28 protein-coding genes are annotated in these 25,810 nt (G+C 66.2%); 16 read left to right on the top strand and 12 right to left on the bottom strand.

All coding sequences use genetic code 11. The features are described from left to right. Positions 1–20: 20 nt before the first annotated feature. The 6 genes from OSH10_RS16170 to coxB form a co-directional block, all read right to left on the bottom strand. Positions 21–860 (bottom strand): cytochrome c oxidase subunit 3, encoded by an 840-nt coding sequence (locus OSH10_RS16170; RefSeq protein WP_266332929.1) that lies wholly within the window; start codon positions 858–860, stop codon positions 21–23. A 21-nt stretch (positions 861–881) separates the two neighbouring features. Beyond that, a complete protein-coding gene (locus OSH10_RS16165; RefSeq protein ID WP_266332928.1) occupies positions 882–1,475 on the bottom strand; it encodes a cytochrome c oxidase assembly protein in 594 nt (197 codons plus the stop codon). Positions 1,476–1,484: 9 nt separating this feature from the next. Beyond that, positions 1,485–1,646: a hypothetical protein gene (locus tag OSH10_RS16160; RefSeq protein WP_266332927.1), complete on the bottom strand. Its 162-nt coding sequence runs from the start codon at positions 1,644–1,646 to the stop codon at positions 1,485–1,487. A gap of 11 nt (positions 1,647–1,657) precedes the next feature. Beyond that, positions 1,658–2,590, bottom strand: a complete 933-nt coding sequence (locus tag OSH10_RS16155; protein WP_266332926.1) for a heme o synthase — start codon at positions 2,588–2,590, stop codon at positions 1,658–1,660. Between the two features lie 61 nt (positions 2,591–2,651). Next, positions 2,652–4,274 carry a cytochrome c oxidase subunit I gene (gene ctaD / locus OSH10_RS16150; RefSeq protein WP_266332925.1) on the bottom strand — a complete coding sequence of 541 codons (1,623 nt, stop codon included), beginning with the start codon at positions 4,272–4,274 and terminating at the stop codon, positions 2,652–2,654. An 87-nt stretch (positions 4,275–4,361) separates the two neighbouring features. Beyond that, the gene (coxB, locus tag OSH10_RS16145) at positions 4,362–5,297 is read right to left on the bottom strand and encodes a cytochrome c oxidase subunit II (RefSeq protein ID WP_407660723.1); all 936 of its coding nucleotides are present in this window, start codon (positions 5,295–5,297) and stop codon (positions 4,362–4,364) included. A 347-nt stretch (positions 5,298–5,644) separates the two neighbouring features. Between coxB and OSH10_RS16140 the strand changes: the two genes are divergently transcribed. Together OSH10_RS16140 and OSH10_RS16135 are read left to right on the top strand one after the other, a co-directional pair. Beyond that, positions 5,645–6,142: an invasion associated locus B family protein gene (locus OSH10_RS16140; RefSeq protein WP_266332924.1), complete on the top strand. Its 498-nt coding sequence runs from the start codon at positions 5,645–5,647 to the stop codon at positions 6,140–6,142. Between the two features lie 17 nt (positions 6,143–6,159). After that, positions 6,160–6,771 carry a pyridoxamine 5'-phosphate oxidase family protein gene (locus tag OSH10_RS16135; protein ID WP_266332923.1) on the top strand — a complete coding sequence of 204 codons (612 nt, stop codon included), beginning with the start codon at positions 6,160–6,162 and terminating at the stop codon, positions 6,769–6,771. 437 nt (positions 6,772–7,208) lie between these two features. On the opposite strand, the gene aroA is transcribed toward OSH10_RS16135, so the two are convergent. Continuing rightward, the gene (aroA, locus tag OSH10_RS16130; protein WP_266332922.1) at positions 7,209–8,480 is read right to left on the bottom strand and encodes a 3-phosphoshikimate 1-carboxyvinyltransferase; all 1,272 of its coding nucleotides are present in this window, start codon (positions 8,478–8,480) and stop codon (positions 7,209–7,211) included. Between the two features lie 204 nt (positions 8,481–8,684). Between aroA and OSH10_RS16125 the strand changes: the two genes are divergently transcribed. Together OSH10_RS16125 and tldD are read left to right on the top strand one after the other, a co-directional pair. Further along, positions 8,685–9,041: a lysozyme inhibitor LprI family protein gene (locus tag OSH10_RS16125; protein ID WP_266332921.1), complete on the top strand. Its 357-nt coding sequence runs from the start codon at positions 8,685–8,687 to the stop codon at positions 9,039–9,041. An 81-nt stretch (positions 9,042–9,122) separates the two neighbouring features. Further along, positions 9,123–10,547 carry a metalloprotease TldD gene (tldD, locus tag OSH10_RS16120; RefSeq protein ID WP_266332920.1) on the top strand — a complete coding sequence of 475 codons (1,425 nt, stop codon included), beginning with the start codon at positions 9,123–9,125 and terminating at the stop codon, positions 10,545–10,547. Between the two features lie 91 nt (positions 10,548–10,638). Here the strand turns inward: tldD and pdxH are convergent, their stop codons facing one another. Further along, on the bottom strand, positions 10,639–11,241 hold the full coding sequence (gene pdxH / locus OSH10_RS16115; RefSeq protein ID WP_266332919.1) for a pyridoxamine 5'-phosphate oxidase: 603 nt from the start codon (positions 11,239–11,241) through the stop codon (positions 10,639–10,641). Positions 11,242–11,370: 129 nt separating this feature from the next. Between pdxH and OSH10_RS16110 the strand changes: the two genes are divergently transcribed. Both OSH10_RS16110 and OSH10_RS16105 read left to right on the top strand, forming a co-directional pair. Continuing rightward, positions 11,371–11,808, top strand: coding sequence for an RT0821/Lpp0805 family surface protein (locus OSH10_RS16110; RefSeq protein WP_266332918.1), 438 nt, complete (start codon positions 11,371–11,373; stop codon positions 11,806–11,808). Positions 11,809–11,923: 115 nt separating this feature from the next. After that, the gene (locus OSH10_RS16105) at positions 11,924–12,913 is read left to right on the top strand and encodes a DnaJ C-terminal domain-containing protein (RefSeq protein ID WP_266332917.1); all 990 of its coding nucleotides are present in this window, start codon (positions 11,924–11,926) and stop codon (positions 12,911–12,913) included. A 5-nt stretch (positions 12,914–12,918) separates the two neighbouring features. On the opposite strand, the gene OSH10_RS16100 is transcribed toward OSH10_RS16105, so the two are convergent. Then, entirely contained in the window at positions 12,919–13,905 is a 987-nt protein-coding gene (locus OSH10_RS16100) for an L-threonylcarbamoyladenylate synthase (RefSeq protein ID WP_266332916.1), read from the bottom strand. Positions 13,906–14,127: 222 nt separating this feature from the next. Here OSH10_RS16100 and OSH10_RS16095 point away from each other — a divergent pair, with 222 nt between their 5' ends. From OSH10_RS16095 to OSH10_RS16080, 4 genes are all read left to right on the top strand, one after another. Then, positions 14,128–14,877 (top strand): enoyl-CoA hydratase-related protein, encoded by a 750-nt coding sequence (locus OSH10_RS16095; RefSeq protein WP_266332915.1) that lies wholly within the window; start codon positions 14,128–14,130, stop codon positions 14,875–14,877. 48 nt (positions 14,878–14,925) lie between these two features. Continuing rightward, complete coding sequence (locus OSH10_RS16090; protein ID WP_266332914.1) at positions 14,926–15,855, top strand: histone deacetylase family protein; 930 nt, start codon at positions 14,926–14,928, stop codon at positions 15,853–15,855. 79 nt (positions 15,856–15,934) lie between these two features. Next, positions 15,935–16,183, top strand: a complete 249-nt coding sequence (locus tag OSH10_RS16085; RefSeq protein WP_266332913.1) for an exodeoxyribonuclease VII small subunit — start codon at positions 15,935–15,937, stop codon at positions 16,181–16,183. 104 nt (positions 16,184–16,287) lie between these two features. Continuing rightward, a complete protein-coding gene (locus OSH10_RS16080; protein WP_266332912.1) occupies positions 16,288–17,217 on the top strand; it encodes a pirin family protein in 930 nt (309 codons plus the stop codon). 289 nt (positions 17,218–17,506) lie between these two features. Here the strand turns inward: OSH10_RS16080 and murB are convergent, their stop codons facing one another. The 3 genes from murB to OSH10_RS16065 form a co-directional block, all read right to left on the bottom strand. Beyond that, positions 17,507–18,517, bottom strand: a complete 1,011-nt coding sequence (gene murB, locus OSH10_RS16075; RefSeq protein ID WP_266332911.1) for a UDP-N-acetylmuramate dehydrogenase — start codon at positions 18,515–18,517, stop codon at positions 17,507–17,509. 87 nt (positions 18,518–18,604) lie between these two features. Beyond that, positions 18,605–19,879, bottom strand: coding sequence for a chloride channel protein (locus OSH10_RS16070; RefSeq protein WP_266332910.1), 1,275 nt, complete (start codon positions 19,877–19,879; stop codon positions 18,605–18,607). A 125-nt stretch (positions 19,880–20,004) separates the two neighbouring features. Then, the gene (locus OSH10_RS16065) at positions 20,005–20,304 is read right to left on the bottom strand and encodes a Dabb family protein (protein WP_266332909.1); all 300 of its coding nucleotides are present in this window, start codon (positions 20,302–20,304) and stop codon (positions 20,005–20,007) included. 156 nt (positions 20,305–20,460) lie between these two features. On the opposite strand from OSH10_RS16065, the gene dxs reads away from it, so the two are divergent. From dxs to dmeF, 6 genes are all read left to right on the top strand, one after another. Continuing rightward, entirely contained in the window at positions 20,461–22,383 is a 1,923-nt protein-coding gene (gene dxs, locus OSH10_RS16060; RefSeq protein WP_266332908.1) for a 1-deoxy-D-xylulose-5-phosphate synthase, read from the top strand. 114 nt (positions 22,384–22,497) lie between these two features. Continuing rightward, entirely contained in the window at positions 22,498–22,986 is a 489-nt protein-coding gene (locus tag OSH10_RS16055) for a DUF6790 family protein (RefSeq protein ID WP_266332907.1), read from the top strand. Between the two features lie 58 nt (positions 22,987–23,044). Further along, entirely contained in the window at positions 23,045–23,566 is a 522-nt protein-coding gene (locus tag OSH10_RS16050) for a copper chaperone PCu(A)C (protein WP_323181613.1), read from the top strand. Next, positions 23,563–24,183 (top strand): SCO family protein, encoded by a 621-nt coding sequence (locus OSH10_RS16045; RefSeq protein WP_266332906.1) that lies wholly within the window; start codon positions 23,563–23,565, stop codon positions 24,181–24,183. The genes OSH10_RS16050 and OSH10_RS16045 overlap by 4 nt, the downstream gene beginning before the upstream one ends. Positions 24,184–24,510: 327 nt before the next feature. Continuing rightward, complete coding sequence (locus OSH10_RS16040) at positions 24,511–24,780, top strand: metal-sensing transcriptional repressor (RefSeq protein WP_266332905.1); 270 nt, start codon at positions 24,511–24,513, stop codon at positions 24,778–24,780. A 31-nt stretch (positions 24,781–24,811) separates the two neighbouring features. Next, on the top strand, positions 24,812–25,780 hold the full coding sequence (gene dmeF / locus OSH10_RS16035) for a CDF family Co(II)/Ni(II) efflux transporter DmeF (protein ID WP_266332904.1): 969 nt from the start codon (positions 24,812–24,814) through the stop codon (positions 25,778–25,780). The last annotated feature ends 30 nt before the right edge of the window (positions 25,781–25,810 follow it).

Raw genomic sequence — 25,810 nt, 5'->3', positions numbered from 1 at the left:
GCCGCCCGTCATGTCTGTTATCAGGCGCCGTGCATCGGCGCGCCCCAGCCGCCCCACACATAGATCGTGAAGAACAGGAACAGCCAGACGACGTCGACGAAGTGCCAGTACCAGGCAGCCGCCTCCATGCCGAAATGCTCCTTCGGCGTGAACTGGCCGGCGAGCGCACGCAGCAGGCAGACGATCAGGAAGATCGTACCGATGATGACGTGGAAGCCGTGGAAGCCCGTCGCCATGAAGAAGGTGGCGCCATAGATGTTGCCGCCGAACGAGAATGCCGCATGGCTATACTCGTAGGCCTGGACGCAGGAGAAGATAAGGCCGAGCACGACGGTGCAGATCAGGCCCCACTTCAGGCCTTCGCGGTCATTGTGCAGCAGGGCGTGATGCGCCCAGGTCAGCGTCGTGCCGGAGGTCAGCAGGATCAGCGTGTTCAGCAGCGGCAGGTGCCAGGGATCGAACACCTCGATGCCCTTCGGCGGCCAATGGCCACCGGTGAAGGCATAGCGGCCAACATTCTGCGCTTCGCTGGCGAACAGGCTGGCGTCGAAGAAGGCCCAGAACCAGGCGACGAAGAACATCACTTCCGAGGCGATGAACAGGATCATGCCATAGCGCAGGTGCAGCTGCACGACGCGCGTGTGATGGCCTTCCTGGCCCTCATGGATGACGTCGGCCCACCAGGCGTACATCGTGTAGAGGACCATCAGCGTGCCGGGGATCAGCCAAAGCATGGACCCGCCATGCATGTAGGTGATGCCGCCGAGCGCCAGCGCAAACGCGCCTGCCGAGGCCACAAATGGCCAGGGGCTCGGATTGACGAGGTGATAGTCGTGGTGCTTGGCGTGGGCCTCAGCCATGGAGATGCTCCCCGGTCTTTCTCAAAGCGACTTTCCCGCTTCCTTCGCAGGGATCGCGGCGACGGGCGCCGGGGTCTGCTCGGAACTCGGGAAGAAGGTGTAGGACAACGTGATCGTGTCGATGTTGCGCGTCTGGTAGTTGTCGACGATCGCAGGATCGATGAAGAAGGTGACCGGCATCTCAACCTTCTCGCCCGGCTTCAGCGTCTGCGACGTGAAGCAGAAACAGGCGATCTTGTTGAAATACTGCCCGGTGATATCCGGCGTGACGTTGAACGCGGCCGTGCCTGTCGACGTCCGGTCGGTTCGGTTCTCGGCGAAGAACTTCACCTCGCTGATCTCACCGACCTTGACCTTGACCTGGCGCTGCTCCGGCCGGAACGCCCAGCCGATGCCGTTCGCCACATTGCCGTCGAAGCGCACCGTGACGGTACGGTCGAGCGCCTTCTTCGGGGCGGAATCGGCGCGCACGGGCGTGCCGCCATATCCGGTCAGTTGGCAGAACATGCTGTAGAGCGGCACGGCCGCGAAGGCGGCGCCAAGCATGGCCAGGCCGAACACGCCACAGGCGGCCGCCGTCAAACCGTAGGACCGCCCCCGCGGCTTGGTGCTCATGTCAGACCCTCACAATGGCCGGTTGAGAACAGCGCCGGGTCCCATCTTGACGATGGTGACGAAGTAGAACAGCGCGACCAGGCCGAACAGAACCGCGGCAATGGCGATCGAGCGGGCGCGCTGACGACGCTTCTGCTCATCGGTGAGACGGATGCCGTCTTCTTCGTTCATGGCGATATCCTTCATGCGACGAACCCCAGCAGGCCAAGGCAGCGTTCGATGAGCAGCATGGCGAAGAGCAGGAACAGGTAGAGGATCGAGAAACCGAACAGGCGCTTGGCCGGCAGCATCGCCTTGTCGTCGTCGGTCATGCGGTAGACCCGCACGGCCAGGATGACGAAACCGAGGCCGAGGGCCGTGGCGGCTACGCCATAGGCGAAGGAGGCAAAGCCCAATATGGCCGGCAGCACGCCGATCGGCGCCAGCAGGATCGAATAGATCAGGATCTGCTTGCGGGTCTCGGCCATGCCGGAGACGACCGGCATCATCGGGATGCCGGCGCGCTTGTAATCATCCGACTTGAACAGCGCCAGCGCCCAGAAATGGGGCGGCGTCCACATGAAGATGATCAGGAAGAGGATGATGCTCTCATAGCTGACGCTGCCGGTGACGGCAGCCCAGCCGACGATCGGCGGGAAGGCGCCGGCGGCGCCGCCGATGACGATGTTCTGCTGCGTCGAGCGCTTCAGCCACATCGAGTAGACGACGACATAGAAGAAGATGGTGAAGGCGAGCAGCGCGCCGGCGACCACGTTGACGAAGAGCGCCAGCAGCGCGACCGAAAAGCCGGAAAGCGTCAGGCCGAACGCCAGCGCCTCGCCCTCGGTGATCGTGCCCTTCGGGATCGGGCGCGACTGCGTGCGCTTCATCACGCGGTCGATGTCGGCGTCGTACCACATGTTCAGCGCGCCGGAAGCGCCGGCGCCGATGGCGATGCAGAGCAGCGCCGTGAAGCCCAGCACCGGGTGGATGCCGCCCGGCGCCATCACCATGCCGACCAGCGCCGTGAAGACGACCAGCGACATAACACGCGGCTTCAGCAGCGCGAGGTAGTCGGATGGGCTAGCGAGATTGCCGGCCACGGTGTCGATCCGGTTCAAGGGCACGTCAGACATGGTGGTTCTAACTACTCAAAAAAGGAGGGCCGGGACGCATCCCGGCCCCTGATCGTTGCGCTTAGTGCTTGGTGTCACCAATGCGCGGCAAGACTTCCCACTGGTGGAAGGGCGGCGGCGACGACAACTGCCATTCCAGCGTCGTGGCACCCGAACCCCACGGATTGTTCGGAGCCGGGACCTTCTTCAGGAAGGCGTCGATGACGCCGTAGAGGAAGATCGCCACGCCGAACATCGAGATGTACGAGCCGATCGACGAGACGAAGTTCCAGCCCCAGAAGGCGTCCGGATAGTCTGCGTAGCGGCGCGGCATGCCATCGAGACCGAGGAAATGCTGCGGGAAGAACACCAGGTTCACGCCGATGAACATCACCCAGAAATGCACCTTGGCGATGGTGTCATTGTACATGTAGCCGAACATCTTCGGGAACCAGTAGTACCAGCCCGCGAAGATCGCGAACACGGCGCCCAGCGACAGCACGTAGTGGAAGTGGGCCACCACGAAATAGGTGTCGTGGAACGAGCGGTCGAGACCGGCATTCGCCAGCATGACGCCCGTCACGCCGCCGACGGTAAACAGGAAGATGAAGCCGATCGCCCAGAGCATCGGCGCCTTGAAGTCGATCGAACCGCCCCACATCGTCGCGATCCAGGAGAAGATCTTGATGCCGGTTGGCACCGCGATCACCATCGTGGCGGCGACGAAATAGGCCTGCGTCTCGAAGGAGAGGCCGGTCGTGTACATGTGGTGCGCCCACACGATGAAGCCGACGACGCCGATCGCGACCATGGCGTAGGCCATGCCGATATAGCCGAAGATCGGCTTCTTCGAGAAGGTCGAGATGATGTGGCTGATCATGCCGAAGCCGGGCAGGATCAGGATGTACACTTCCGGGTGACCGAAGAACCAGAACAGGTGCTGGAACAGGATCGGGTCGCCGCCGCCTTCAGGCTTGAAGAAGGTGGTGCCGAAATTGCGGTCGGTCAGCAGCATGGTGATCGCGCCGGCGAGAACCGGGAGCGACAGCAGCAGCAGGAAGGCGGTGACGAGCACGGACCAGGCGAACAGCGGCATCTTGTGCAGCGTCATGCCCGGAGCGCGCATGTTGAAGATCGTCGTGATGAAGTTGATCGCACCGAGGATCGACGAGGCGCCCGAGATGTGCAGGGCGAGGATCGCGAAGTCGACGGCAGGCCCCGACGCGCCTTCCGGACCCGAGCCCGACAGCGGCGGGTACATCGTCCAGCCACCACCGACGCCATGCTGGCCAGCCGCGCTCGGCATGAACAGCGAGATGATCAGCAGCAGCAGCGAGGGCGGCAGCAGCCAGAACGAGATGTTGTTCATGCGCGGGAACGCCATGTCCGGCGCGCCGATCATGATCGGCACCATCCAGTTGCCGAAGCCGCCGATCATCGCGGGCATGACCATGAAGAAGATCATGACCAGGCCGTGCGCGGTGACGAAGGTGTTGAAGACGTAGGGGTTGCCGAAGATCTGCAGACCAGGCTGCTGAAGCTCCAGACGAATGCCGACCGACAACGCACCGCCGATGATGCCCGCGACGATCGCGAAGATCAGGTACATCGTGCCGATGTCTTTATGGTTGGTCGAATAGACCCAACGACGCCAACCCGTCGGGTGGTCGTGGTGTTCAGCAGCGTGTGCAGCACCCGTGGCCATGGCCTGCTCCCTTTTCGTGTCCTGCGGCATCACGGCGCTGACGCGCCGGAGCCGATCAATTGCAATCCTGCGTCCCGGCGGCTGCCTTTAGCGGGCAGCCACCTCGACGGCGGTTTCCGAGGCCTTGGCACCATCGGCCTTGGCAACCTTGTCCGAAGCGAGCGCCTCCGCCAGCGTCTTGTAGGCGCCGGGCAGGTCGTCCTTGGCCTGGGCGACCCAGGCGTTGAACTGTTCCGGCTTCACGACGCGGATGGCAATCGGCATGAAGGCGTGGTTGGTGCCGCAAAGCTCGGAGCACTGGCCGTAATACACGCCCTCGCGCTCGGCGAGGAACCAGGTCTCGTTGAGACGGCCGGGCACGGCGTCGAGCTTCAGGCCGAAGGCCGGCAGCGCGAATGAATGGATCACGTCGGCGCCGATCACCTGGAGGCGGACGACGGTGCCGACCGGCACGACCATGTCGTTGTCGACGGCGAGCAGGCGCGGCTGGTTGACCGGATCGGTACGATCCTTGTCCTCGAGCATGGTGGAATCGAAGGCGACGCCTTCATTGTCCGGATACTCGTAGTTCCAGTACCACTGCAGGCCGGTCGCCTTGATGGTCAACGTCTTGGCGGGATCATAGTCCCGCACGACACGGGCCGGATCTTCCTGCGCGAACAGCAGCGAGAAGGACGGGACCGAGATGCCGATCAGGATCAGGATCGGGGCAAGCGTCCAGACCACCTCGATCATCGTGTTGTGCGAGGTGCGCGACGGCACCGGGTTCGCCTTCGCGTTGAAGCGGACGACCACATAGACAAGCAGCGCCAGAACGACGAGCACGACAACCGCCATGGCGATCGTGATGCCAAGATTAAACCGCTCGATCATATCCATGATCGGCGAGGCCGGCGTCTGCATCCACATTGCCCAAGGGGTCGGCTGGGCGGCCTGCGCCACACCCGTCAGCCCACTCAGTACCGCCGCAGACGCTCCGCCGAGCGCCAAAAATGATCCGAGACGCGTGATCGCCTTCGTCACGTGTACACTCCCTGTCCATGCCTTAACGGCATCGAAGCCGATCAGCGCAACGAAGCTCGAAAAACGGCCTCCGTTGCGCCATTTTCCACAACACTATAGGCCGAAGGCGTTTTCTGCCATGCGGAGAGTTCGGATTCGGCCGAATATCGACCGAGACAAACCACATGCCCCTTTGCCTAGCAACGGGGGATCGTGAGATGAGATGCGGCAAATCGCGCTCGCCGAAGCGCCCCGCGAGGGTTACTGCGGCGAGCATCGTCGTGCATGGATGTACGACAATTGTGAGAATCGAGGAGATCGCTCAGGTGAAGGTATTTCCGACTGTGCGTCTTGGCGCAATTCGGCCGATGCGAATCGTTCTAAACGCGCTGGCGGTCGCCGCTCTGGCCGCTGCCATGCCCGTTTCGGCGTCCGCGCAGGGCGTCTCCAAGGGCATGCATGGCGATTGGGAGACGCGTTGCGACAAGCCCCCGGGCGCGCAGGGCGAAGTCTGCTCGATGATGCAGTTCGTGACGGCGGAGGACCGCGACAATGTCGGCCTCTCCGTCATCGTCCTGAAGACGGCGGACAAGAAGTCGAAGGTCATGCGGGTGTTGGCGCCGCTGGGCGTGCTGCTCCCCTCGGGCCTCGGCCTCAAGATCGATCAGAACGAGATGGGACGCGCCGGCTTCGTGCGCTGCCTGCCGGATGGCTGCCTCGCCGAGGTGATCCTCGACGACGACCTGATCGGCAAGCTGCGCAATGGCAAGACGGCGACCTTCGTCATCTTCCAGACACCGGAAGAAGGTATCGGCATCCCGATCTCGCTGACCGGCTTCGGTCCGGGGTTCGACGCCCTGCCCTAGGACGCTGAGAGTGCGACATGGCCCGGATTGAATCGCTCGAATCGCTGCGCGCCATCTATGGCGCGCCGAAGGGGCGATCCGTCGCCAAGCAACTCGACGGGCTCGACCGGCATTGCCGGTCGTTCATCGCGCTGTCGCCCTTCCTTGTTCTCGCCACCCAGGGCGCGGACGGCTTTGGCGACGCGACGCCGCGCGGTGATCACCCCGGCTTCGTGAGCGTGCTGGACGACAACACGCTCGTCATCCCCGACCGCCCCGGCAACAACCGCATCGACTCGCTCGCCAATCTGGTCGAGCGGCCCGGCATCGGCCTGCTGTTCCTGATCCCCGGCGTCGACGAGACGCTGCGCGTCAACGGCACGGCGGTGATCGACGACGACGAGGCGCTGCGGGCCGCGCACATGGCGGACGGCAAGCTGCCGGCCACCGTCATGGTCGTCACCGTGCGCGAAGCCTATCTGCAATGCGGCAAGGCGCTGATGCGCTCGAACCTCTGGGCCGACGAAAGCAGGATCGACCGCAGCCTCCTGCCCACGATGGGCGAGATGCTTCGGGATCACACCCGCTCTAGCGAGCCGCCCGAGACCCAGGCCGACATGCTCGCCCGCTACGCCAAGGCGCTTTATTGAGGCGAGATTCGGCCAAGGCGAATGCCGGAGCGGATCTATCCGGGCAAACCCGGCCCCTCACCTCTGCCTGAGGAAGCCTTTGCATAACATCGCCCGCGAACCTCCAATCCACCGTTCGCCGCTCCCCATCATCCTCAGGTGCTTCGCGTGAGCGAAGCCTCGAAGGAGGGTCCAGCGAAATTCCGGAACCTCCCCCGCGAGCGCCGGATCATACGGCTTGCTGCCCGGGCCAGACGGATGCACGCAAGGAGCCATCTGGACCCTCCTTCGAGGCCCGGCTGCGCCGGACACCTCAGGATGATGGTCGTGCGGTTTGCAGCAAGTGGTGGTCAGGCTTGCGCAGAGGCTGCCCGCAGGATGCAGAACTGCCTTTCGACGTTGCGCAAAGGTCTCATCAGGGTGAGGTGAAGTAGGCCCCCCCGGGCGTTACGACGATCTCAGTCGGCGATCTTCACGCCAAGGCCGGTCAGCGCTTCCCAGTAGGTCGGGTAGGTCTTCGCCACGCAGCCGGGGTCGAGGATGGTGATGCCGCCGATCTTGAGGCCGGCCAGCGCCAGGCTCATGGCGATGCGGTGGTCCGAATAGGTTTCTATGCGCGTGGGAAGCGTCTGCCCGGCAAGCGAGGGATCGGAGGCGACGATCAGGTCGTCGCCCTCCTCCGTGCCGAGGCCGGGCCGGATGCGCGAGAGCTCGGTCGCAACCGCCGCGACGCGGTCGCATTCCTTGACGCGCAGATTGGCGATTCCGACGAAGCGCACGGGCGTGTTGTTGAAGGCTGCGAGCACGGCGATGGTCGGGATCGCGTCCTGCATCTGCGAGCCGTCGATGACGGCCGGCAGGTTGGGGAACTGGGCGATCACCTCGCGCGCCTTGGCGTCGGGCTGCGTGAAGGCATCGGACGGGACGCCGAGATCGATATGGCCGCCCGTCAGGACTTCCGCCGCCCAGAGATAGGTGGCAGCCGAGGCGTCCGGCTCGATGACGAAATCGGTTGCCTGGTAGCCGGTCGGCTGGACGCGCCAACTCGATGCGTCGATCTGCTCGACCTCTCCGCCGAACGCGCGCATCGCGGCGATCGTCAGATCGACATAGCCGCGCGCGCCGATCTCGCTGCCGGTCAGCGCCACCTCGATCGGACCGTTGCCGAAGGCGGCCGCCATCAGCAGCGCCGAGACATACTGGCTCGACAGGCCGCCATCGATCTCGACCCGGCCGGAGCCGAAGGTGCCGTTGCCCTGCACCGTGACCGGCGGATAGCCGCCGGCGTCCGAGGCATCGATGCCGAGCGAGCGCAGCGCTTCGACCAGCGGGCCGATGGGGCGCTTGCGCATATGCGCGTCGCCATCGACGACGACGGTGCCATCGACCAGGGTCACCGCGGCCGAAAGGAAGCGCATCGCCGTGCCGGCATTGCCGAGGAACAGCGGCTCGGCCGGCGGAGCGAGCCGGCCGGAGCTGGTGACGATGAAGGTGGTGTCGTCCGGCTCCTCGACCGTGACACCCATGGCGCGCAGGGCGCCGGCCATCAGCTTGGTGTCGAGGCTCTTGAGCGCACCGGTCAGGCGGCTGGTGCCCTTGGCGAGCGCGGCCAGAAGCAGGGCCCGGTTGGTGATCGACTTGGAGCCCGGCGGCGTGACGCGGCCCTCGAGCGGCCCCGACACCGGGATAATCGTCAAAGCCTGCTTGTCGAGACCGAATGCCGTCGCCATGATTCGTCCTGTCCTTCTCGCCTGGAGATCGCGGCGCGGCGCGTTTCCGTGCGTCGCGCGGCCAGCGGTCCCCCGTCCTGTTCCGTGCCGCAGCGTATGGGCCATTCGGGGGGCGAAACGCAATGGGGGACGGCATGCGGTTGGTTCTCGACAGATGCCGGGCATGCCATAAGGCTGCCCCCGCTCAAGCAAAGGTCCATCGTCATGAAGCTTTCCTCTCTGATCGTGCTGGCGATTTTCGGGCTCGCGGCAGCCGCTCCGGCGGAGGCCGCCAGCTTCAACTGCGCCAAGGCCGTCGCCCCCGACGAGCTGGCGATCTGCAGCAATCCGGAACTCTCCGAGCGCGACACCGAAATGGCGGCGCTCTGGTTCGCCTACAACAAGGTGCCGATGATGATGGGCGCCAATGCCGCGCGGCGCGACGGCGCAACGGACTTCCTCAAGCTGCGAGCCGCCTGCGGCAGCGACACCGCCTGCCTGGGAAGAGTCTACGAGGCGCGGATCACGGCGCTGCGGGCCGAGATCTCGCTGGCGATGGATGCGCTCGCCGGACAGCAATGAACAGGCGGAGGTCGGCAAGGGGGTGCGAAAGCGCGTGCGATCCCCTATTTCTGCTGCTCAGACAAGAGCCCGGAGTTCCCCATGGCCGATGAACAGCTTTCCATTCTCGCGCGCGCCGGCCTCGACCGTGACGAAACCCGCAGCGTCGTCGCCGAAGCGCTCTCCGGCGCGGATGATGGCGAGCTCTATCTCGAATACGCCCAGTCCGAGGGGCTCGTCTTCGACAATGGCCGCCTTTCGGGCGCGAGCTTCGACACCCGCCAGGGCTTCGGCCTGCGCGCCGTGGCCGGCGAGGCGGTAGGCTATGCGCATGCCGGCGAAGTCTCGCTCGACGCGATCCGCCGCGCCGGCGACGCCGTCGCTTCGGTGAAGCGCGGCCATTCCGGCACGCTGGCCGAACCGCCCAAGGGCACCAACCGCGTGCTCTATACCGACGAGAACCCGCTCGGCAGCCCGAGCTTCGCCGAGAAGGTGAAGCTGCTGGAAGCGATCGACGCCTATGCCCGCGCGAAGGATCCGCGCGTCCGTCAGGTGAGCGCTTCGCTGGCCGGCTCGTGGCAGATCGTCGAGATTTTGCGTCCCGATGGCGTCTATCGCCGCGACATCCGCCCGATGGTGCGGGTCAGCGTCTCGATCATCGCCGGCGAAGGCGACCGGCAGGAGCAAGGCTCCTATGGCATGGGCGGGCGCGAGGGCTTCGGCCAGTTCGTGACGAGCGACCGCTGGCACCATGCCGTGGACGAGGCGCTGCGCCAGGCGCTGGTCAATCTCGAAGCCGTCCCCGCCCCCGCCGGCACCTTCGACGTCGTGCTCGGCCCCGGCTGGCCAGGCGTCATGCTGCATGAAGCGGTCGGCCACGGCCTCGAGGGCGATTTCAACCGTCGCGGCGAAAGCGCCTTCTCCGGCCTGATGGGCCAGCAGGTGGCCGCCAAGGGCGTCACCGTCATCGATGACGGCTCGATCATGGACCGGCGCGGCTCGCTTTCCTTCGACGATGAAGGCACGCCGACCCAGGCCACCACACTGATCGAGGATGGCATCCTGGTCGGCTACATGCAGGACCGCCAGAACGCCCGCCTGATGGGCATGCAGCCGACCGGCAATGGCCGCCGGCAGTCCTATGCCCATGTGCCGATGCCGCGCATGACCAACACGATCATGAAGAGCGGCCGGGACGATCCGGCCGAGATCCTCGGTTCGGTCCAGAACGGCCTCTACATGGTGTCGTTCGGCGGCGGACAGGTCGATATCACGAGCGGCAAGTTCGTCTTCGCCTGCACCGAGGGCTACCGGATCGAGAATGGCAAGATCGGCGCGCCGGTGAAGGGTGCGATGCTGATCGGCAACGGGCCGGATGCGATGAAGCGCGTCTCGATGGTCGGCAACGACATGGCGCTCGATCTCGGCATCGGCACCTGCGGCAAGAGCGGCCAGGGCGTGCCGGTCGGCGTCGGCCAGCCGACCATCCGCATCGACCAGATCACGGTGGGCGGCACGGCGACGTAACGGCGCGGCTCACAAAGATGGTGCCTTCTTGCTTCACCTCTCCCCCAGGGAGAGGTGAAGATTTGCGCCGATCTCAAAGACGGCCCCTCGCCTACGGATAGAGCCTCTCGCTCTGCCATTCGCCCTCGCCCGGCACCTCGCGCCGGAAGACGACGCGGTCGTGCAGGCGGAAGGCGCCATCCTTCCAGAATTCGATCTGGATCGGCTTGATGCGGAAACCGGACCAATGCGGCGGGCGCGGGATTTCGCCGATCGCATATTTGGCGGCCAGCGCCGCCACCGACTTTTCCAACGCAAAACGCGATTCGAGCGGCTGCGACTGTTTCGATGCCCAGGCGCCGAGACGGCTGTGGCGGGCGCGCGTCGCGAAATAAGCGTCGGCCTCCGCATCGGTCACCGTCTCGACCAGGCCGCGAACCCGCACCTGCCGGCGCAGGCTCTTCCAATGGAAAAGCACGGCGGCCTTGGGGGTTGCCAGCAGTTCGCGCCCCTTGGCGCTGCCATAGTTGGTGTAGAAGACGATCCCGTTCTCGTCGAAATCCTTCATCAGCACCATGCGCACATCCGGCAGCCCGTCCGGGTCGACGGTGGCCAGCGCCATGCCGTTCGGATCGTTGATTTCCGAGGCCTCCGCTTCCTTCAGCCAGGTGGCGAAAAGGGCAAACGGGTCCGTCGCGGCGGTGAAGTCACTCATCCTTAATCATCTTTTCCGATGCTGCGATCCGCAGAGCGTCCGCTGAGGATCATTCGTGCTGCTACGGGACAGACATATATCGACCGGACGGCATATGGCCAGACAAGACGGGGTCCACCGGGAATGCGAATGATTGGCCGCATAGGACCGATCATGCTGTGCGCGGGTCTGGCCGGCTGCGGTCTGACGCCGGGCGGCCCGGAAGCCGACATCGACATGACCACCACGGGCTCGATCGCCCCGGCCGTCCCGACGGCCAAGCGCACGGTCGTCGAAGCCGTGGACCCGTCCGATTGGGAGCATATCCGCCTGACGGCCTCCACCTTCATTTCCGGCTCCGCCAATGGCGACGTCATCGACTGGACCAATCCCGACACCGGCTCGAACGGCACGCTGTCGCCCGTCCGCGCCGCCCATGTCGAGCCGGATGGCCGCAATTGCCGCGCCTTCGCACTCACCGTCAGCGATGTCCGCGGCATACGCCGCTACAGGGGCGATGCCTGCCGGGCCACGGACGGCATGTGGCAGCTCTTCGAAGTCGTTCCCGAAGACAGCACGCTCCTTTAAAGTCCAATCCGAGTCGAGGCGATTGGAATCAATTCCTAGCCTCCCTATGTTAGGGGACGGTTCCGGTGCCGCCGTTTTGGGCCGGGACGAATCCTGCCCTTAGAGGGGGTTTCCCATGCGTGATCCATACCAGGTGCTCGGCGTCGAGAAGAAGGCGACCGCGGCCGAGGTGAAGAAGGCGTTTCGCCGTCTCGCCAAAAAACACCATCCCGACCAGAATCCGGACGACTCCAAGGCGCAGGAGAAGTTTTCGGAGATCAATTCTGCCTATGAAATCCTCGGCGACGAGGAAAAGCGCGCCCAGTTCGACCGTGGCGAAATCGATGCCGAGGGCAAGCCGAAGTTCCAGGGCTTCGAAGGGTTCGATCCGCGCGGCGGCGCGGGCGCCGGCGCCGGAGCGCATAGCTTCCGCTGGTCCTCGGCCGGCGGCGCCGACGACATCCTGAACGATATTTTCGGCGGCTTTGCCGGCCAGGGCGGCGGCGGCGGGGGCTTCAGCAATTTTGGCGGCGGCCGGGCCGGCGGCTTCAGTGGCGGCGGCGCGCGCGCCTCGTCGCAGGCCCGCTCGCGCGGCGAGGACGTCACCGCCACCGTGGGCGTGACGCTGGAGCAGATCGCGCGCGACGAGAAGGTGCGCGTCGAACTGCCGACCGGCCGGACGCTCGAGATCGCCATTCCCGCTGGGACGCGTCCCGGCCGGGTCATCCGGCTGCGCGGCCAGGGCTGGGCGAGCCCGACCGGTGGCCAACCCGGCGACGCGCTCGTCACCGTCGAGTTCGTGCCGCACCCGCTGTTCAAGGTGGAGGGCGACGCGCTGCGCCTGGAACTGCCGGTGACGCTGGATGAAGCGGTGCTCGGCGCCAAGGTACGGGTCCCGACGCTGACCGGCTCGGGCACCATGACCATTCCGGCCCATTCGGATGGCGGACGCGTGATGCGCCTGAAGGGCAAGGGTCTGCCGACCGCCGTGGGTGGCAATGGCGACCTGCTCGTCGCGCTCAAGATCGTGCTGCCGCCGGAAATCGATCCGGAATTCGAGGCGATGATGCGGCACTGGCGCGAGACCAAGGCCTATTCCGCACGCGGCCCCGAATTCGAGCGGTAGCCGCCTCAGGGGCGCGGCGCGGCGGCGCGGCGAAGGCGGTCGACGATCGCCTCGCCGAGGCCCGTCGTCGGGATCGGCGCGACCGCGATGGTCGCGGCCTTGCCGTCCAGCTCACGTAGCGCCGAAAACAGGCGCGCGGCCGCCTCGATCAGGTCACCGCGCTCGCTCAGATTGATCGTCACGGCCGCATTGCCGGCATGGCGCGGCAGCTCGGCCCCGAAGGCGAGCAGCGCCTCCCCCGGCAACACTTCCTTCACATTGAGCCGGACCATCGCGCCCGGCGCGTAGTGCGAGGCCAGCTGTCCCGGCGCGGTCGGCGCCTCGGGATCGGTGAGGTCGACGATCGTCAGCGGCATGCCGGCGACCGCCTCGATCGCCTCGCGCGGCAAGCCGCCCGCCCGAAGCAGCGCAAGTCCGGCCGGCGTCGCCGCGACGATGGTCGATTCGACGCCGACATGGCTCGGTCCGGCATCGAGCACGATCGCCACAGTGGATCCGAGATCTTCCGCGACATGGGCGGCGGTGGTCGCGCTGACATGGCCAGAGCGGTTGGCGCTGGGCGCCGCGACCGGCCGGCCGAACGCCTTCAAGAGCGCATGCGCGGCCGGGTGCGAGGGCATGCGCACGGCCAGCGTGTCGAGCCCGGCGGTGGCGAGGTCGGATACGCCGGCATCGGCGCGCTTGGGCAGAACCAGCGTCAGGGGGCCCGGCCAGAACGCCTCGGCCAATCGCCGCGAGATGGGATCGAACAGGACGAGCCGCTCCGCCGCTTCAAGGTCCGCGACGTGAGCGATCAGCGGATTGAAGCTCGGGCGTCCCTTGGCGGCATAGATGCGCGCGACCGCCTCGCCATTGGTGGCGTCGGCCGCCAGGCCATAGACCGTTTCGGTCGGCATTCCGACAAGCTGGCCGGCCGCAAGCGCCGCGACCGCCTCGCGCAGCGCGTCATCGTCATCCGCCGGACGTATGTTGGAGGAATGATGCCTGGCCAATCCGGCCTCCCGAGCCATTTTTTTGCAGCGAAGGGCCAAAAGGCCCGACGCGGCCGGGCAGTCAAGCCCTATCCACCCTTCCTGTCCGAGACAGGAAGATCTCCCGTGTGACCGCGTCAATTGTAGGCAATTTTGAACATATGCTTTACTTCGCGGCAGGACCTGTCCAATTCTCCTCCGCCAACTAGCTAATGGGAAGGTGGAACCCGGATGAGCGAGAGCATGAGTTTGCCGATCGGTATCGAGGCGAAGGGCGGGATCACCGTCATTCGCTTAGACAGACCGGAAACTCAGAATGCCCTGACCGTCGAGATGCTCACAACGATTTCGGACGCGCTTGTGCTGGGAGAACGGGACGGACGCAACAAGGCCTTCGTCATCGTCGGTTCGCCAGGCGTGTTTTCCATCGGCAACGACCTTCGCGAGTTGATCCAGTTCGCCGATGAGGGCCGCATCGACGAGAGCATCGCCCGCTTCCTCAAGACCATCGCCACCATCGAGAAGCCGCTGATCGCCGCCGTCGACGGGCTGGCCATGGGCATGGGCGCCACCATCCTGCTGCATTGCGACTATGTGGTCGCCAGCGAATGGTCGGCGTTCGAATCGAACTGCGTCGAACTCGGCCTGATCCCGAGCGGCGGCTCGACCCTGCTGGCCGCCCGCCTGATGGGGCACCAGCGCGCCTTCGAATATCTCGTGCTCGGCGAGCGCTTCGACGTCGAGCGCGCCTTCCAGGCCGGGTTGGTCAACCGGATCGTTCCCGCGGCCGACGTCGAGAAGGCAGCCCTCGCCATTGCCCGCAAGCTCGCCAGCCGGTCGATGGAATCCGCCGGCATCACCCGTCGCCTGATGCGCGGCGACCGGCGCGAAGTGCTGACCCGGATCGACCAGGAAATCGCCCAGACCCTCAATCGGCTGCGTTCGCCCGTCGCACGCGACACGCTGGTTGCCTATATGCGCAAGAACCAGTGACCGGGGCCGCCATCCGGGGCCCCTTCTGACATCGAATTTGGGACGCCCATGGCAACGCTGCTGATCCATCACCCGGTCTTCGCCGAGCACCTCGTGCCCTTCGGCCACCCGGAACGGCCCGAACGCATCCAGGCCGTCGAGGCGGCGCTTTCCGACGACCGCTTCGCGCCGCTGCTGCGCGAACAGGCCCGGATGGCGGATGTCGAAATGATCCTGCTCTGCCACCCGCTCTCTCATCTCGAGGCGATGCGCCACTACAGCCCCTCGGAGAGCATGATCCGCGTCGATGCCGACACGACGATGTCGCCGATGACGCTGGAAGCGGCGCTGATCGCCGTGGGCGGCGCCTGCCAGGCGGTCGACGCCGTGCTGGATGGCGACGCGAAGAACGCCTTCTGCGCCATGCGCCCGCCCGGCCACCATGCCGAGCCAGATCGCGCCATGGGCTTCTGCTTCTTCAATCAGGCAGCGATCGCCGCCCGCCACGCACAGCGCGGCCATGGCATCGAGCGCGTCGCGATCGTCGACTGGGACGTGCACCACGGCAACGGCACGCAGGCGATCTTCTGGGACGATCCGTCCGTGCTCTATGCCTCGACGCACCAGATGCCGCTCTATCCCGGCACCGGCGCGGCGTCGGAGACAGGCGCCGGCAACATCTTCAACGCGCCGCTCGCGCCCGGTGCCGATGGCGCTGATTTCCGCCGTTCGTTCGAGGCGGTGATCCTGCCGGCCCTTGACGCCTTCCGGCCGGAACTGATCCTCATCTCCGCCGGCTTCGACGCCCATTCGCGCGATCCGCTCGGCGAACTGGAGCTGGAGGAGTCGGACTTCGTCTGGGCGACCGAGCAATTGATGGAGGTCGCGAACCGTCATTCGCATGGCCGGATCGTCAGCATCCTGGAAGGCGGCTACGACCTGAAGGCCCTCGCCGCCTCGACCGCCGCCCATGTCGAGACGCTGATGCGCGCCGGCTGACCCGTCGGGCCGGGCACGACTTGCATCACGCGGCCCGATGGCCGAAAAGGTTCGCCGCACAATTCCGGGAGACCAGTCCATGTCCGACGTTCAGACCGCCCTTGAAAGCCTCTCCTTCGAGAAGGCCCTGGCCGAGCTCGAGACCATCGTCGGCCATCTCGAGCGCGGCGACGTCCCGCTCGAAGAGTCGATCACGATCTATGCGCGCGGCGAAGCCCTGAAGAAGCACTGCGATGCGCTGCTGAAGCAGGCCGAGGCGAAGGTTGAGAAGATCCGCACCGGCGCCAACGGCCAGGCTACCGCCACCGAACCGCTCGACGTGGAATAGGCCGGCCGGCCCTTTCGCTGAACAATCCGTCGCCAGAACGGCGCCTTTCGGCTCATACTCCGCCTCTCCATTATCGGGTCACCACCGAAGCCAAGGAGATTGCCATGAGCCGCTTGCCCGATATCGATCCGGTCTTTGGCGACGCCGCGTCGAGCGACGCCATCGAGCTCGTCGTCGTGCCGCGCACCGTCGATATCGGCGGCTTCGCGGTGAAGCGCGCCTTGCCGACGGCGAAGCGCCGCATGGTCGGGCCGTTCATCTTCCTCGACCAGATGGGGCCCGGCGAATTCCCGGCCGGCGAAGGCCTCGACGTGCGGCCGCATCCCCATATCGGGCTGGCGACCGTCACCTATCTGTTCGATGGCGAGATCGTGCACCGCGACTCCACCGGCGTCGAAATGGCGATCCAGCCGGGCGACGTGAACTGGATGACGGCCGGACGCGGCATCGCGCATTCCGAGCGCTCCAGTCCGGAATTCCGCCACCGCGCCAATGACCGCAAGGTCGGCGGCCTGCAGACCTGGGTGGCACTGCCCAGGGAGCATGAAGAACACGCGCCAGAATTCCACCATCACGGCAAGGCCGATCTGCCCGTCGTCAGCGGCGAAGGCGTCGACCTGCGTCTGATCCTCGGCTCCGCCTATGGCGAAACCTCGCCGGTGCAGACCTTTTCCGACACGATCTATGCCGATGTGGCGCTGCAGCCGGGCGGCCGCCTGCCGATCGATGCCGAGCACGAGGAACGCGCGCTCTACATCTTCGAGGGTGAGATCGAGATCGCCGGCGACGTGTTCGAGGCCGGCCGCCTGCTCGTGCTGCGCCCCGGCGACCGGATCAGCCTGACGGCGCGCAAGCCGACGCGGCTTATGCTGGTCGGCGGCGCGCCGATGGACGGTCCGCGCCACATCTGGTGGAACTTCGTCTCCTCGTCGAAGGACCGCATCGAGCAGGCCAAGAACGACTGGAAGCTCGGCCGCTTCGACAAGGTCTTTGGCGACGAGAGCGAGTTCATACCGCTGCCTGAAGGGCCGTAGGTTTCCCGCTCTAGTCGGCAAAAAGGGCTGCTCATCCCCTTCCGGAGAGAACGAGAGGTGATGGAAAGCGGCGTGTCAGGTTTCGGCGAATCGCCCCCCACCCTCGGCGTCATCCCGGGCGGAGACCCGGGATCCATTCATCCGGGATCGAGGGACTTTCACTCTCGTCAGGCCTCGGCTGCATGGGTCCTCGCTTTCGCGAGGATGACGGCGAACGCGTGCGGATGTCGCCGCAAGCCCCCCGAAGAGGCGGCAGCGCTGCTGCAGACACCAGCCGAGCGTCGAAGTCTCAGAGAAACACCGGTTCCTCGACCAGTTCGACGCCGAACTTGGCGCGCACGCCGGCCTTGATCTCCCCGGCCAGCACGGTGATCTCGGCCGCCGAGCCGCCGCCATGGTTGACCAGGATCAGGGCATGGCGGTCATAGACGCCGACATGGCCGAGCCGGATGCCCTTGAAGCCGCTCTGCTCGACCAGCCAGGCGGCCGAGAGCTTGATCTGTCCATCCGGCTGCGGGTAGCCGCCGAGCTTCGGATAGTGCGCCTTGAGCGCCTTGTGCCTGGCCGCCGGGACGATCGGGTTCTGGAAGAAGCTGCCGGCATTGCCGATCACCGCCGGATCGGGAAGCTTTCGCCCGCGCACGGCCACGACCTCGTTGAACACCGCTTCGGGCTCGACCGCCTCACCATGCTGGAAGATCGCGGCGATGTCGGGATAGCTCAGTACCGGCTGCCACGGGCGCGGCAGGCGGAAGCGCACGCTCGTCACGATGTAGCGGCCAGGATGGTGCTTGAAGATGCTGTCGCGATAGGCGAAGGCGCACGCGTCCTTGTCGAAGGTGACGAAGCGCTTCGACTCGACGTCATAGGCGCGCAGGCTGTCGAACCGGTCCGCCAGCTCGATGCCGTAGGCGCCGATGTTCTGCACGGGCGAGGCGCCGACCGTGCCGGGAATCAGCGCGAGGTTTTCCAGCCCCGGATGACCCCCGGCCAGAGTCGAACGGACGAAGCCGTGCCAGTTCTCGCCCGCGGCCGCCTCGACGATCCACGCGTCTTCGCGCGCCTCGACCAGCCGACTGCCCTGACTGCGCATCAGCAGCGTCACGCCCTCGAAATCCGCGCTCAGCACGACATTGCTGCCGCCGCCCAGAAGCCGGCGCGGCAGCCCCTTCAGTCGCGGATCGGCCAGCGCCGCGACGAGATCGTCCTCGGAGCGGATCTCGACCGCATAGCGGCTCAGGGCGCGGAAGCCGAAACTGTTGCTGTTGTCGAGCGGGTAGTCGGTCAGTATCTCGTGCATTCTCATCCTGCCGGCAAAAGGCCGCCGAAACATGCCCCTCCTATGACGGATTACGGCGGCGGCGTCGACCGCTGCCGCCTGGCGGCATCAGCGGCGCAATTCGCGCAACATGCCCTTGGCAAGCCCGTGATAGAGCGATTCCGGCGCGAGGATCCGCGAGACGCCGTAGCCCACCACGGAAGCGCACATCACCGGGATGACGTTCGAGGTATCGCCGGTCATTTCCAGGATGATGACGAAGGCCGTGATCGGGGCCTGAACGACGCCGGCGAAATATCCCGCCATGCCCAGCAGCGCGGCGATGCCGGCGCTTCCGCCGAAGGCGGCTCCGATCAGGCTGCCAATGCCGGTTCCAACCGCCAGCGACGGCGCGAAAATGCCCCCCGGAATGCCCGACAGCGAGGATAGCAGCGTCGAGGCCAGCTTGGCCGGCGCAAAGTACCATGGCAGCACGCCGCCCTCGACGGCGATCTTCGCCTGCTCGTAGCCGGTGCCGAAGCTGATGCCCCCCGTGGCGATGCCGATGAGCGCGACACCGAGCCCGCAAAGCACGGCGACCAGCAGCGTCCGCCAGACGGGCATGGCCGAGGTCCATCGCCGCAGGGCCAGCGTGCCCTGAAGCATGAGACCGGAGAACAGCGCGCCGGCCGTGCCGCCGATGACGCCGCAGGCGACGACGAGAAACCAGCCCTGCGCGCCAACGACGACTTCCGAGGTCGAGCCGAAATAGCTGTAGTTGCCGACAAGGCCGAGCGAAACGAGACCGCCGATGATGACGGCGGAAATGACGAGGCCGCTGGTTCGCAGTTCGAAGGAGCGGCTCATCTCCTCGATCGCGAAGACGATGCCGGCAAGCGGCGTATTGAACGCCGCCGAGATACCGGCCGCCGAGCCGGCGAGGATCAGGCCGCTCTCACGCCCCATCCGGCCGATCTCGCCCGCCTTCAGCATGATCGAGGCGCCGATCTGCACCGTCGGCCCCTCGCGGCCGATCGAGCCACCCGAAGCGATGCCGACCAGCGTCAGCATGATCTTGCCGAGGGCGACACGCGGCGACAGCAGCTTGTCCCGCGCGGCGGGATCGGTCAGTTGCCGGGCGGCAATCGCCTGCGGAATGCCGCTGCCCTGCGACCCCGGGAAGACGGTGCGGGCCAGATGCGCGCAGACCAGAAACCCCAGTGGCGTCAGGACCAGCGGCACCCACCAGCCCAATCCGGCCAGTCGATGAAACAGCGACTGGCTCCAGTCGGCGCTGTAGGCGAAGGCGACGCTGACCAGGCCCGTCGCCAACGCGCCCAGCCAGAACACGAGGCGGCGCCGCCAGATCGTGGTCGAGAGCCAAAGCCGGCGGGGTCGGCGCATAAATCGTCTTTGTCGGAGCACGCTGGATTCCGTCTGTCGTTTGGCGCGCGGGCAACCGGGGCGCCCGGCGCGGAAGATGGCTGGCGGAGACGGCTCGTATGCCTCGCCGCCGCGATGGACACCCGTCAGGCTCCGTTCAGCAGCACGTAGTCGATCTCGAGAAACGACTCAACCTCGGGGATCCAGCGATCCCTGACGAAGGCGACGTGGTCGGGATGGTCGTTATACAGGGAATAAGCGGCCTGGTCCGCGAACTCCATCGAGAAGCCGAAATCATGATCGTTCTTGGGGCTGACCTGGCGCAGCTGCTCGAACCTTCCCACGCCGGGGATCGCGGCGAGGATGCGGGCATCGGCGAGAAACTGCCTCTCCGCCTCGGAACCCTTGGAATGCTTGAGACGGAAGACAACGGTATGGCGGATCATGCGGGGGCCTCTTCGCTACCAGAAGAATGCACAGTAGAGAACGAGGAAGCGCGCGCAACCGCGCGGATATGGCCCGCCCCCTCGCCCTTGACCGCGTTGCCACCCGCCGCCACGTCGTGTAACCGTGCCCCTTCACATAACAGTCTTGTTTCATAGATGACCGGCAAGCCCGAAACGCTCCTTCTCGACACCGTCACCACGCCCGAGGATCTCCGCCGCCTGCCGGAGAGCGCGCTCGTGCAACTGGCGGCCGAACTCCGCGCCGAAACCATCGATGCGGTTTCGATCACCGGCGGCCATCTCGGCGCCGGTCTCGGCGTCGTCGAGCTGACGGTGGCGCTGCACTACGTGTTCAACACGCCGGCCGACCGGATCATCTGGGATGTCGGCCATCAGGCCTACCCGCACAAGATCCTGACGGGCCGCCGCGACCGCATCCGCACGCTGCGCCAGCCCCACGGGCTGTCCGGCTTCACCAAGCGGGCCGAGAGCGAATACGACCCGTTCGGCGCGGCCCATTCATCGACCTCGATCTCGGCCGGCCTCGGCATGGCGGTGGCGCGCGACCTGTCCGAAGGCGACAATGCCGTCGTCTGCGTGATCGGCGACGGCGCGATGTCCGCCGGCATGGCTTACGAGGCGATGAACAATGCCGGCGCGCTGCGCTCGCGGCTGATCGTCATCCTGAACGACAACGACATGTCGATCGCGCCGCCGGTCGGCGCCATGTCGGCCTATCTGGCGCGCCTCGTGTCGGGCCGCGCCTATCGCTCGTTCCGCGAAGTGGCGAAGCAGCTCACCAAGAAGCTGCCGCGCATCTTCCACGACAAGGCAAAGCAGACCGAGGAATATGCGCGCGGTTTCTTCACCGGCGGCACGCTGTTCGAAGAGCTCGGCTTCTATTATGTCGGGCCGATCGACGGCCACAATCTCGACCACCTGCTGCCGATCCTGCGCAATCTGCGCGACGCGCCGGAAGGCCCGATCCTGCTGCATGTCGTGACGCAGAAGGGCAAGGGCTACGCCCCGGCCGAGGCCGCCGCCGACAAGTACCACGGCGTCAATCGCTTCGACGTCATCACTGGCAAGCAGGCCAAGGCGACGCCAAACGCGCCGAGCTACACGCGTGTTTTCGCGGAGACGCTGATCCGGGAAGCGGAGGCCGACGACAAGATCGTCGCCGTCACCGCGGCCATGCCGACCGGCACCGGCCTCGACCTGTTCGGCCAGGCCTTTCCGAGCCGCACCTTCGATGTCGGCATCGCCGAGCAGCACGCCGTCACCTTCGCTGCGGGCCTTGCCTCGGAGGGCTACAAGCCGTTCTGCGCGATCTATTCGACCTTCCTGCAGCGCGGCTATGACCAGATCGTCCATGACGTGGCGATCCAGAAGCTGCCGGTGCGCTTCGCCATCGACCGCGCCGGCTTCGTCGGGGCCGACGGCCCGACCCATGCCGGCTCGTTCGACACCGGCTTCCTGACCGCGCTCCCCGGCATGATCGTCATGGCGCCATCGGACGAGGCCGAACTGGTGCACATGATCGCGACCTCGGTCGCCATCGACGACGCGCCCTCCTCCTTCCGCTATCCGCGCGGCGAAGGCGTCGGCATCGACATGCCGCTTCGCGGAGAAGTCCTGCCGATCGGCAAGGGCCGGATCGTGCGCCAGGGATCGAAGATCGCCATCCTCTCCTTCGGCACGCGCCTCAAGGACGCGATCAAGGCGGCGGAAGAGCTCGACACATACGGCCTGTCGACCACGGTCGCCGATGCGCGCTTCGCCAAGCCGCTCGATACCGATCTGGTGCTCGACCTCGCCCGCAATCACGAAGTCGTGATCACGATCGAGGAAGGTGCGGTCGGCGGCTTCGGCGGCCAGGTCCTGGCCTTCCTCGCCGGCGCCGGCGCCTTCGACCGCGGCCTCAAGATCCGCACGATGGTGATGCCGGACGAGTTCACCGATCACGACAAGCCCGAGGCGATGATCGTTTCCAGCGGGCTCGACGCGCGCGGCATCGTCGCGACGGTGTTCGAGGCGCTCGGCCGCGGCGACGAGGCGGCGAAGATCCGGCTGGCCTGAAATCCAGCCTTCACCATGTAAACTTGGCGACCTTCCGTTGCATCATATCGCGACTCGTTCTACCCGATAGCGGACGGGATCCCCTTGGGAGATCCGGCCGAAGGGGGAACGAGGATGGTATCCGACGCGATCCGGCTGGTGCTGACGAACCTGCCGAGCCTGCTGTTTTTCGCAGCCCTGCTCATCGCCACCCTGCGCGGCGGCTCGGCGCAAGCCTATCTCGACTGGCTGCTGCTGCTTTCCATCGGTGTCACCAGTGTCTGGGCCGGCCTCTACCACGTCTTCGCGCCGGAAACGGCCGCGGCGTTCATCGGCTGGCAGGTCAGCCCGTTCCAGTTCGAGGTCGGCATCGCCGATATCGCGCTCGGCGTCATCGGCATCGTCGCGTTCTGGCAAACGCTGGCGTTCAAAGCCGCCGTGATCCTCTTCACCACGGTCTATTACGTCGGGCTTGTGATCGGCCACATCCACCAGATCGTCAGCGCCGGCAACTGGACGGCCGGCAATGCGGGGGCGCTCCTGCTCCTGACGGTGCTCCAACCGATCCTGCTCATCGCCTGCTACTGGATCCTCGCACGACGCCAGGCCGCCAAGCCGCTCTGAGGTCCGCCACATCGTCGCATGGCTCGCGCGGCAGTCCGCCGCGCTTTGCAAGCGCGGCGTGCGGGGCTATCTCTGCGACATGATCAAGCATATCGCCCTTTCGCTCCTTCTCGCCGCGTCGCTGGCAACGCCCGCGCTCGCCGATGTCACCGCCGGCCCGCTCGTCATCCGCGAGCCCTGGTCGCGCGCGACGCCGCCCGGCGCCAAGGTCGGCGGCGGCTACCTGACCATCCAGAACACCGGCACCGAGCCGGATACGCTGGTCTCTGTCGCCTCGCCCGTCTCCGAAAAGACCGAGCTTCACCTGATGAAGACCGAGGACGGCGTGATGACGATGCGTCCCGCGACCGACGGCGTCGAGATCCCGGCCGGCCAGACGCTGACGCTGGAGCCCGGCGGCTACCACATCATGTTCATCCGCCCCAAGGCGCCCTTCGTGCAGGGCGAGACCGTGCCGCTGACCCTGAATTTCGCCAAGGCCGGCCCGGTCGAGATCGAGCTGACCATCTCGCCGATCGGCGCACCCGGACCGAAAGCGGATCATTCCATGCCCATGAACCATGAGGGCGCCGCGAAATGACCGCCAGCAAACCCGACGCCAGCCGCAAGACGTTGCGTACCATCCGCTACATCCTCTGGGGCCTGGTCGCCGTCGCGGTCATCGCCGTCGCCGGCTTCGCGGTGACGCAGAAGAGGGGCGGAGCCAGCCTGACCACCAGCGCGATCGGCGGGCCGTTCTCGGTCGTCGACCAGAAGGGCCAGCCCGTCACCGAGGCGGCGCTGAAGGGACATCCCTCGGCGATGTTCTTCGGCTTCACCTTCTGCCCCGACGTCTGCCCGACCACGCTGTTCCAGGCGACGCAGTGGCTGAAGCAGCTCGGCCCCGATGGCGACAAGCTCAAGGTCTATTTCGTCACCGTCGATCCCGAGCGCGACACGCCCGAGCAGATGGACAACTATCTGCACGCCTTTGATCCGCGCATCATCGGCCTGACCGGCAGCCGCCCGCAGATCGACGCGATGCTGAAGGCCTACCGGGTCTATTCGAAGAAGGTCGGCGAGGGCGAGGACTACACGATGGACCACGCCGCCGCCGTGTACCTGCTCGATTCCGACGCCAATTTCGTCGGCACGGTCGACTATCACGAGAAGGACGAGACAATCATGGCCAAGCTGAAGCGCCTCGTCGCCGGCTAGGCAGGGTCACCGGACGCCGATTGCGGCAAGATTCTCGGGAGGGGCGCGACGGGCATCGTCGCGCCCCTTTTCGTTTGAGGTCGGCTCGGCGTCCGATTGCCCACTGGAGCGCCTCCTTCGAGGCTTCGCGGAAGCGAAGCGCCTCGGGATGAGGGCGGAGCCGATTGATCTGCCTGACGAGTCAAAGCTCGCCAGCCGGCCGTATCGGCCGGATTCAGCGGCCCGATCCGGGGGCCGCCCACCTTCCCTCGCATGGCCCCTCCGCAACCCGCCGCTCGATGGGATACTCCCGCTTGCTGTGTCCCCTCCCCCAGGATAGGATCCATCATGAGCCACGCCCAGAACCCCGATATCCTGCTCCGCCTGCGCCGCGCCTCCGGCCACCTGACCAGCGTCATCGCCATGGTCGAGGACGGCCGCGACTGCCTGGCCATCGCCCAGCAGATGCAGGCCGTGATCAAGGCGATCGAAAGCACCAAGCGCATCCTGATCCACCACCATATCGACGAGCATCTGGGGGCGGCCGCCAGCGCGCTGCCCGCCGTCGAGGCCCGCGCCCTGGTCGAGGAAATCAAGGAAGTCAGCAAGTATCTCTGAGGAGCGGGTGGGCCATGGCAGGAGTATCGCAATGAACGCCTCGCAAGCTCTCAGGGGCCACGACCACGTCTTTCTCGGCGCCTCGCACGACCGCAACCAGCGCCGGACGATGATCGTCGTCGGCATCACGACGCTGACCATGCTGGCCGAAATCGTCGGCGGCTATGCCTATGGCTCGATGGCGCTGCTGGCGGACGGCTTCCACATGTCGACGCATGCCGGCGCCCTGCTGGTGGCAGCGCTCGCCTATCGCTATGCCCGCCGCCACGCGCACGACCCGGCCTTCACCTTCGGCACCGGCAAGATCGGCGACCTCGCGGCCTTCGCCAGCGCCGTCATCCTTGGGGTCATCGCCGTGCTGATCGCGGTCGATGCTGCCTGGCGCCTGGCGCATCCCATCGACATCAGCTTCAACCCGGCGATCGCCGTCGCCGTCATCGGCCTCGCCGTCAATCTCGTCAGCGCCGCGCTGCTGCACGAGAGCATGCCCGGACACAGCCACGGCCATGACGACCACCACGGGCATGATCATGGCCACCACCACGACCATGCGCGCCACGATCACGGCGGCGCCCGGGATCACAATCTGCGCGCCGCCTATGTCCATGTGCTCGCGGATGCGGCCACCTCCGTGCTCGCCATCGCGGCGCTGCTCGCGGGGCGCTTCCTGAACTGGGTCTGGCTGGATCCGGCCGTCGGCATTCTCGGCGCGGCGGTGATCGCGAGCTGGTCGCTGCAGCTGATGCGAGACAGCGGCCGCGTCCTGGTCGACACCGTGCCCGATCCGGATCTCGCCACCGCCATGCGCGCCCGGATCGAGCAGAATGGGGACCGGGTCACCGACCTGCATCTCTGGCGCGTCGGCCCCGGCCACAACGCGGCAGTGATCAGCCTCGTCTCGGCCCATCCGCAATCGCCCGACGTCTACCGCAAGAAGCTCGCGGCCTTGCACGCGCTGTCGCATGTCACGCTCGAGGTGCAGGCCGCGCCGGCCGTTTAGTCAGGCTGGTGCGCGAAGCGAGCGCAGCGC

Source organism: Kaistia defluvii (assembly GCF_026343955.1).
Taxonomy (GTDB): domain Bacteria; phylum Pseudomonadota; class Alphaproteobacteria; order Rhizobiales; family Kaistiaceae; genus Kaistia; species Kaistia defluvii.
This window is presented reverse-complemented; position numbering and strand designations above follow the sequence as displayed.